Consider the following 6,899-nt stretch of genomic DNA (forward strand, 5'->3'; position numbering starts at 1 on the left):
GGCCAATCCATCAACCACAAAAAAGTTCTCAGTATAATGAGAAATGACAATCTATTATGCATTCGGAAAAAATTCAGAATCATAACAACAGATTCAAACCACAATTTGCCGGTGTTCCAGAATTTAATCAAAGATATTGAGAAAAGCGCCTTGAAGCAATTAAATCCGCACAATTCAGCGTGATACAGCAAAAGGAATTTGCATATATTAAGGTTGTAATGATAATTCCGCGTGTTAAGGGAAAGGAAATAATTGAAACAATCCTTACGCCCGTGCCAATGGCTCAAGGCGTTGTGGTATAATTAATGCACGAGCATCATCATCATATTTCCTAATCCACATTTCTAAAATCCGCGGATATATTGTATTATTTTTTACGCTTTTTAGGCCGGTATGACTTGAATTGATATTCCGGTTTCAGATGCCTGAATACTTCGTTTTTGAGCGCTTTCTTTTCGTTGTAGGTGTACGGGACGCGCACTTTTTCAAGCGTCTTGGGATGCATCCCTGCCCAATACATGCAGGTTGAAACGCTCATAGGCGTCGGGGTGAATATTTGTATGGAGTCAATATTGTCAAAATCCTTGAGTTTTTTTCCAAGAGCTCTGCATTCGGTTATATCATCACCTGGATGCGCGACCATGAAATAGTATTTGAGCGCCTGTTTAGTGTTTTGATTCAGCTTTTCAAATTCTGCTTTGAATTTTTCGAATTTGCCATCCGGCTTATTCATAAGCGCAAGCACTTTTTTTGAAAAATGCTCTGGCGCAATTTTCAGGCATCCGGATATGTGATGCAAAGACAGTTCGCTTATGTATTTCGGGCTTTCTATCGCAAGGTCATACCTTATTCCGCTTCGCACAAATACTTTTTTTACGCCATCTATTTTGCGCACAGACTGCAAAAGATCTATGATTTTTTTATGGCTTAAATCAAGCTTCTTGCAGCTGATGCAGCTTTTTGGGCACGCTGTTTTGCAGTCCATTCCATACATATTTGCAGAAGGGCCGCCAAGGTCGTCAATATAGCCTTTGAACTGCGGGTGCTTTGTGATTTTTTTGATTTCGCAAAGTATGCTTTCTTTTGAGCGCGAAATAATCTTGCTGCCCTGGTGCTGGGCTATTGAGCAGAAACTGCATTCTCCGATGCAGCCTCTGTGCGTTACGACTGAAAATTGCGCGAGTTTCAAAAGCGATTCTTCGCTTAAGTTTCTTGAGTAGTCCAGCGAGTATATCCAGTCAAGAAATTGCGGCGTATATTTCGGATATTTGAATTGGAGGACAAATCTGTCTGTATGCTGTTGCGCCAGATTTTCATTGATTGAGAACATATTCTGCATTTTGCAAAACTGCTTTGTGTCTTTTTTCACATCCTCAAATGAAGGCAATGCTTTGAAGCCGTTCGGGATTGTTTTTGAAAATATGCATGTGCCTGCTATGCCGTACAGGTCGCGGTTATTTGCAAGGCGCTCCGCAATCTCTATTGATTGCAATTCGCCGTTGCCATAGGCCAGTATGTCCGCTCTTGTGTCTGCAAGTATGCTTGAGCGGATATTGTTTTCCCAGTAGTCGTAGTGCGCAAAACGCCGCAAAGAGGCTTCAATACCTCCGATTACTATTTTAGTTCCTTTGAACAACTTCTTTATTTTGTTGCAATACACCATAAGCGCGCGGTCCGGCATCTCAACGATTTTTGCGTGTGGGTCTTCAGACCTTTTCCTCTTAAGCGGCGTGTAATTATTCAGCATGCTGTCAATTGATCCTGAAGTTACGCAGAAGCAGAGCTTTGGTTCTCCAAGCGCGAGGAAATCTTTGTCCTGTTTCCAGTCCGGAGTTTCAATAATGCCGATACTATAGCCTTTTGCATCAAGAACTTTTGCAATCACACCGGCAGGGCTTAGCGGGTGGTCGCCATAATGCTCTGCAGTGATTATAATTATGTCAAAATCCTGTTCTTGCTTTGTTTTTGAGATCATATGCATTCCATAATAACTGTCAATAACGCTTTAACTTTATTTTATGCGATTTGCTTTTAATTAACTATCGGTTCAGAATTTTTTGAAAGAATGAAACGCCTTTTTTATCGAGTTTAACAACAGATATATCAACGGGCTGCTCTGTTTGATTCCTTAATTTTTTGAAAAGAACTTCAACACTCCGCGCGTCAATTCTCTTCGCGAAACATTTATGCGGCACAAGCGCACCTGAGAACGTTTTTGGCACGTGCATAAGCTCGTGTATCAGAGTCCTGTCCTGGTCGTCCTTGCCGCGACTGTCGAAATAGTGGCTCAGAACCTCAAGAATATAATGCGCTTCAACTCCGAGTGCCTTCTGCCAGATGCGCGGCAGGGACCAGATGCGCGCATAAGCCTTTGCCTTTGAATTGTGCGAGCGCATACATACTATGTTTTCGGCGCGGATATGTTTTAGTTCGAGCCTTTGTATTATCTCGCAAACTCTTGCCTGTATGTCCGGCGCGGATTCGAATTTCATACATTCAGTTAGCTGATAATTTATTTAAGCGCGCGCCTCACTCTTTTTCTTATTTCATGTTCTTCCCTGAATTTTTTCTTCCACATTTTGCCGAAAGCAATTCCGGTTGCAAATCCTGCGAGGTGCGCAGCATTTCCAATGTCCGACGGCACAAAGAGCCCTATGAGGTCTGTCAAAATCCAGAGCGCGGAAAATACAATTACCGGCAGGCTTGCCCCGAACCATATAGATGCCCGTGGACGCAGAAATGTCAGGCACCCTACAACACCCATTATCGCCCCTGACGCGCCAAGGGAATATGAATGCGGATAAAAGAAAAAAGAAGCAATGCTGCCGGCAAGCCCTGCTGTGAAATAAACAGAAATTATTTTCTTTGGGCCAATCACTTTTTCAAGAGACGCCCCGAAAATCAGGAGCGCGACCATATTCATGAGCAGATGCCCTATATTTACATGCACAAAAAGCGATGTAAAAAGCATCCAGGGGTTAGTTAAAATTTTCGAAGGATTAAGCGCGAGATTTTCCTGGAGCGCAGGAAATGGCATCTCAAGAAGTGATATTGCTATTGTGACAATCAGCAATGTATTGGTTATGCGCGCCATAAATTCACCATTTGACGCATTTAATGTTCGTTGAAGTTTCTGACGGAAATCTCGTTGAAATGATCCCTGCCGCTTTCAAGCGTGTAATATATGTCGTAATCCGCGAAAGTGTTGTTGACATGTATAATCACTCTTCCGCGCGCAAGCCGCGGCCCGGTTTCTTCGGCGCGCACATATCCGTTGCCAACTCCATTAGAATCGCTGCCGTCTATGCGCACCTTTATCACTCCGTCAAATGTTGTGTTTGCATTCTTTAAGAATATCGATTTTATCACCATGTTCGCATCTATGGTTGTGTAATTCGTGGCGTTTCCAGATTTATTGAATGTCGCAATGATGTGCTCATTTTCTATAATTATTTCCGTACCGCTGTCAGCGACATTGACGTTTGTATTCGCACTGAATATCAGGTTTCCTACAACGCGCCTTGTGCGCGGCGAAATCATCTCTGCATCGGTTTCAATGCCGTATACTATCATGTCGTTTGCCGAATCGATTGTTATATCGCCTTTTTTAATTTGCAGCGGAACAACACGCGTCGAGCCGCGTCCTTCCGATGCCACATCCTGTATAATTTTGTCAAGGTTTGCGAAAGAATCCTTTGCCTGGTCAACCGCAGCCACATCCTGCATTTTTGTTATTGCAGGGCTAGCGATTTGCATTACAATAAGAAGGGCTACGCTGACTATTCCGACATAAAGCGCGCCTGCAAGAAGCGGAGAAACACCCTTCCGATTTCCAGAGAACATAACATTATTTGTGAATGGCTGTTTATATGTTTTGAATACCCCCGACTATGCGCGCATTATAATTCATCAATGCGCCATTTTGGAAATATGTCTATTTTTGTCTTTGATTTCTTTTTGAACTCAATAATACCTGTCCATGCGATATTGGCTCCACAATCTCCGGCAAATTCGCGCGGAACGTTCCGAAATTCAGCCCTGCGCTCTTTACACATTATCGAGAGCATTTCTGCAAGCCTTTTGTTTGCGGCAACTCCGCCTGTTAGAAGCAATGTATTTTTCTCAGTATGCGCGAGTGCACGCTCCGTCACTTCCGTAAGCATTGCATATGCAGTTTCCTGAAACGAGAAGCAGATGTCTTTTAAATCGAACTTTCCTGATTTGAATTTTCGAACAACATCAGTGCAAAGCCCTGAGAATGAGAAATCCATGCCTTTTACAGTGTATGGCAGAGGAATGTATTTTCCGCCAACCGCAAGCTTTTCCACTTCGGGACCACCCGGGAAAGGGATGCCTGTTTCTCGCGCGAATTTGTCCACTGCATTTCCGATTGCAATATCGAGCGTTTCGCCGAAAACGCGGTATTTTCCGCCGCCCCAGCCAATGATTTGAGAGTTTCCGCCAGAGACATAAAGCACAAGCGGGTCGCATGCGCCGGTCATTAATTTTCCTATCTCAACATGCGCGAGGCAGTGATTAACTGGAACAAGCGGCTTTTTGATTTTTTCGGAAAGTTTTTTTGCAAAATCCAGGCCTACTGCAAGGCACGGCGAAATGCCCGGCCCTGCGCTGTATGCGATTATGTCGATGTCAGAAAGCTTGAGCTTTGCATCGTCCAGCGCCTTTTGCAAAATTGCTTCAGCAACCGCTTTGTGATGGTCGCGCGCCTTTGACGGATGGATGCCTCCGGCTTCGGGGCGGTATGTGTCGCGCGCATTTGAATAAACTTTGCCGTTTACAACCGAAGGTTGTAAAGCCGAGAGCGAGCGCGGCGAAGCGACCGGATTGTCGTCGACTATTCCGATGCCGAAAGTATGCGCGGTTGATTCGATGCCAAGAGAAATCATAGTTTATATTCATCATTCAAATTAATAAGTTCTGTTTGAACTTTTTATTTTGTCTAAAATTTCAATATTGATTTATATATTTCGTAATACACTATTTTGCAGTGAGAAAATGGAATATGAAAATATTTATCGTTTAATGCAAAAATTAGATGAGCTGACTAATAAAACGAATGCTCAGAAGTATTTTTCTGAAGTGATAAAAAGACCGGAATTAGATAATTTAACTAATCAAATTGATGCCCTGAGGTATCTTATTTGTGATGATATAAACCATTTTAAATCTGACGAAATCATCAGTATAGATACTTATCCTTCTCCAAAAATAATCGGACGTTTAGAAGAATCATTTATTCCGAAAGATCCTTTAGTATTCGATGAACAACGCGGTTTAGGAACGCGAATAAATTTTAAACACAATCTTGAACAAGTTTGTTATGATCCCGAGATTAAGCGAGCTCATTTAGTTAATATTGGGTCGTCCAGCGGCATTATACGTTATAATTCCAAGATATGCCGTGGAAAAGAGAAAGTGAACGAACAATTAGGATTAGAAGGTTTAGCATTTGAATGATCCTTTAATTTTATGGATGGCATTATGTCAAACTATTGCGAAAAGGCGGCAAAAGTAACAGGTGCTGCAGGCGCGCTTCTGGCAGCATCAGATGATTTTCTTAGAGGAAACTTGCTTTCAGGACTGGTTGATGGCTTCAGTTTTGGAGTATTGGGTTATTTGCTGGGTTATGTTGCTGGCGGCGTAGCGGATTTTTTCAGTCATGATGATGAAAAAAGCGCTAAAAAGTCGGCGAATAACGATGCAATTCATAATAAGCTGACTGCTTGAAAGCCGTTTTTATTTTTCCCTTTTCTATATTGTTATATGCCTCAAAAATCCTTTCGTTCCGCTGACGCTCCACTCGAGGTTTTTGAACCCAATAAATCTGTGAATGGTTCAAAATATCAATCATGGGACAATCCGCGCTGCGAGATTCTAAAAGCCTTAGCAGAGGCAAAGCCCATGAGCCATAAGCTCTGTCTAGAATGCAAGGGCGGAAGGCTCCTATGCGGCAGGGAGTCGTGCCCATTGCTTGCGAAGATCCATATCCAAAGCCCTATTGAGCAGACTCTCAAAAAGACAATGTTCGGCCCATCCCCTCCGTCTTTGTTTGTCGGCTGGATGGGATATCCGAATGTTTTTGTCGGGCCGATGGTTTCACTTGAGCCCGAAAACGCGCAGCATCTGGACAATCCCCGGGAGTGGTACGGCGCGGATTTCAACGAAATAATTCGCATGCGCTCTTCCCTCGCGCGCTCAAAGACAAAAGAGCATATTAAGTCAAACAGCAGGATGGTAATGGATGTGCAGGAATTGACTCTGTCAAAATACAGCGTTGATGTTGAGTTGGAATTCAAAAAGGCGCCGCATTATTCTCTTTCGTTTTCCCCGATTTCCCAGCCTGTCGGACCCACAGGGATACTTGAGAAATTTAAGATTGCGGGCAATGTCTCGATTCCGCAGAAAGTTGAAAAAGTCGTTTGCGACGATTTAAAATCGGTTGATTCCGCGCGCATGCTTTATGAAAAAAACTTTGATGTGTATTATATATCAAAGGTTTTATCCGCGGGAATTCTCGGAATCGCGAAAAATCGGAAGTTAACACCCACGAGATGGTCGATTACGGCCACCGATTCAATTTTGGCTAACGAGTTGATGAAAAAAATCCGCGATTATCCGAAAGTAAATGAATATTTGGTCTATTCAAACACTTATCTTGACAATCATTTCGAGGTGCTGCTTATGCCCGGAGCATGGTCGTTCGAGCAGTTCGAGGCTTGGGCAGCAAATACTTTGTGGACACTTGCAATGGATTCGCCGACAATAACGCAGGAATCAGAGGGCTTTGATGGTCGGACAAAATACGCAATAAAAGAAGGCGGCGGATATTATGCAGGACGGTTTGCAGTGTGCGAGCAGCTGGAAAAAATGCGCAGGCA

Annotated in this window: 9 protein-coding genes; 4 read left to right on the forward strand and 5 right to left on the reverse strand. The window is 43.2% G+C overall.

Annotated elements, in window-relative coordinates; translation table 11 throughout:
* A partial coding sequence (locus tag KKB09_02270) for an IS3 family transposase (GenBank protein MBU4300020.1) occupies positions 1-183 on the forward strand: 183 nt, incomplete at its 5' end.
* A gap of 184 nt (positions 184-367) precedes the next feature.
* Here KKB09_02270 and KKB09_02275 read toward each other — a convergent pair.
* The 5 genes from KKB09_02275 to tsaD all read right to left on the reverse strand — a co-directional run bounded on the left by KKB09_02275 (position 368) and on the right by tsaD (position 4,907).
* On the reverse strand, positions 368-1,975 hold the full coding sequence (locus tag KKB09_02275; GenBank protein ID MBU4300021.1) for a YgiQ family radical SAM protein: 1,608 nt from the start codon (positions 1,973-1,975) through the stop codon (positions 368-370).
* 64 nt (positions 1,976-2,039) lie between these two features.
* Positions 2,040-2,492: a metallopeptidase gene (locus KKB09_02280; protein MBU4300022.1), complete on the reverse strand. Its 453-nt coding sequence runs from the start codon at positions 2,490-2,492 to the stop codon at positions 2,040-2,042.
* A gap of 20 nt (positions 2,493-2,512) precedes the next feature.
* Complete coding sequence (locus KKB09_02285; protein MBU4300023.1) at positions 2,513-3,094, reverse strand: rhomboid family intramembrane serine protease; 582 nt, start codon at positions 3,092-3,094, stop codon at positions 2,513-2,515.
* Between the two features lie 20 nt (positions 3,095-3,114).
* Positions 3,115-3,843, reverse strand: a complete 729-nt coding sequence (locus tag KKB09_02290; protein MBU4300024.1) for a hypothetical protein — start codon at positions 3,841-3,843, stop codon at positions 3,115-3,117.
* A 56-nt stretch (positions 3,844-3,899) separates the two neighbouring features.
* Positions 3,900-4,907 carry a tRNA (adenosine(37)-N6)-threonylcarbamoyltransferase complex transferase subunit TsaD gene (tsaD, locus tag KKB09_02295; GenBank protein MBU4300025.1) on the reverse strand — a complete coding sequence of 336 codons (1,008 nt, stop codon included), beginning with the start codon at positions 4,905-4,907 and terminating at the stop codon, positions 3,900-3,902.
* A gap of 109 nt (positions 4,908-5,016) precedes the next feature.
* On the opposite strand from tsaD, the gene KKB09_02300 reads away from it, so the two are divergent.
* The 3 genes from KKB09_02300 to KKB09_02310 form a co-directional block, all read left to right on the forward strand.
* Positions 5,017-5,478: a hypothetical protein gene (locus KKB09_02300; protein MBU4300026.1), complete on the forward strand. Its 462-nt coding sequence runs from the start codon at positions 5,017-5,019 to the stop codon at positions 5,476-5,478.
* Between the two features lie 24 nt (positions 5,479-5,502).
* On the forward strand, positions 5,503-5,748 hold the full coding sequence (locus tag KKB09_02305; protein MBU4300027.1) for a hypothetical protein: 246 nt from the start codon (positions 5,503-5,505) through the stop codon (positions 5,746-5,748).
* Between the two features lie 36 nt (positions 5,749-5,784).
* Positions 5,785-6,899: hypothetical protein (locus KKB09_02310; GenBank protein MBU4300028.1), on the forward strand; the 1,115-nt coding region annotated here is incomplete at its 3' end.

The organism is Nanoarchaeota archaeon, assembly GCA_018897155.1.
Lineage (GTDB): Archaea > EX4484-52 > EX4484-52 > EX4484-52 > LFW-46 > LFW-46.

Bases quoted from the DNA above. Each gene is read 5' to 3' on its own strand.
- tsaD (MBU4300025.1), bottom strand. From the start codon at position 4,907: ATGATTTCTCTTGGCATCGAATCAACCGCGCATACTTTCGGCATCGGA.
- KKB09_02300 (MBU4300026.1), top strand. From the start codon at position 5,017: ATGGAATATGAAAATATTTATCGTTTAATGCAAAAATTAGATGAGCTG.
- KKB09_02280 (MBU4300022.1), bottom strand. From the start codon at position 2,492: ATGAAATTCGAATCCGCGCCGGACATACAGGCAAGAGTTTGCGAGATA.
- KKB09_02290 (MBU4300024.1), bottom strand. From the start codon at position 3,843: ATGTTCTCTGGAAATCGGAAGGGTGTTTCTCCGCTTCTTGCAGGCGCG.
- KKB09_02275 (MBU4300021.1), bottom strand. From the start codon at position 1,975: ATGATCTCAAAAACAAAGCAAGAACAGGATTTTGACATAATTATAATC.
- KKB09_02285 (MBU4300023.1), bottom strand. From the start codon at position 3,094: ATGGCGCGCATAACCAATACATTGCTGATTGTCACAATAGCAATATCA.
- KKB09_02305 (MBU4300027.1), top strand. From the start codon at position 5,503: ATGTCAAACTATTGCGAAAAGGCGGCAAAAGTAACAGGTGCTGCAGGC.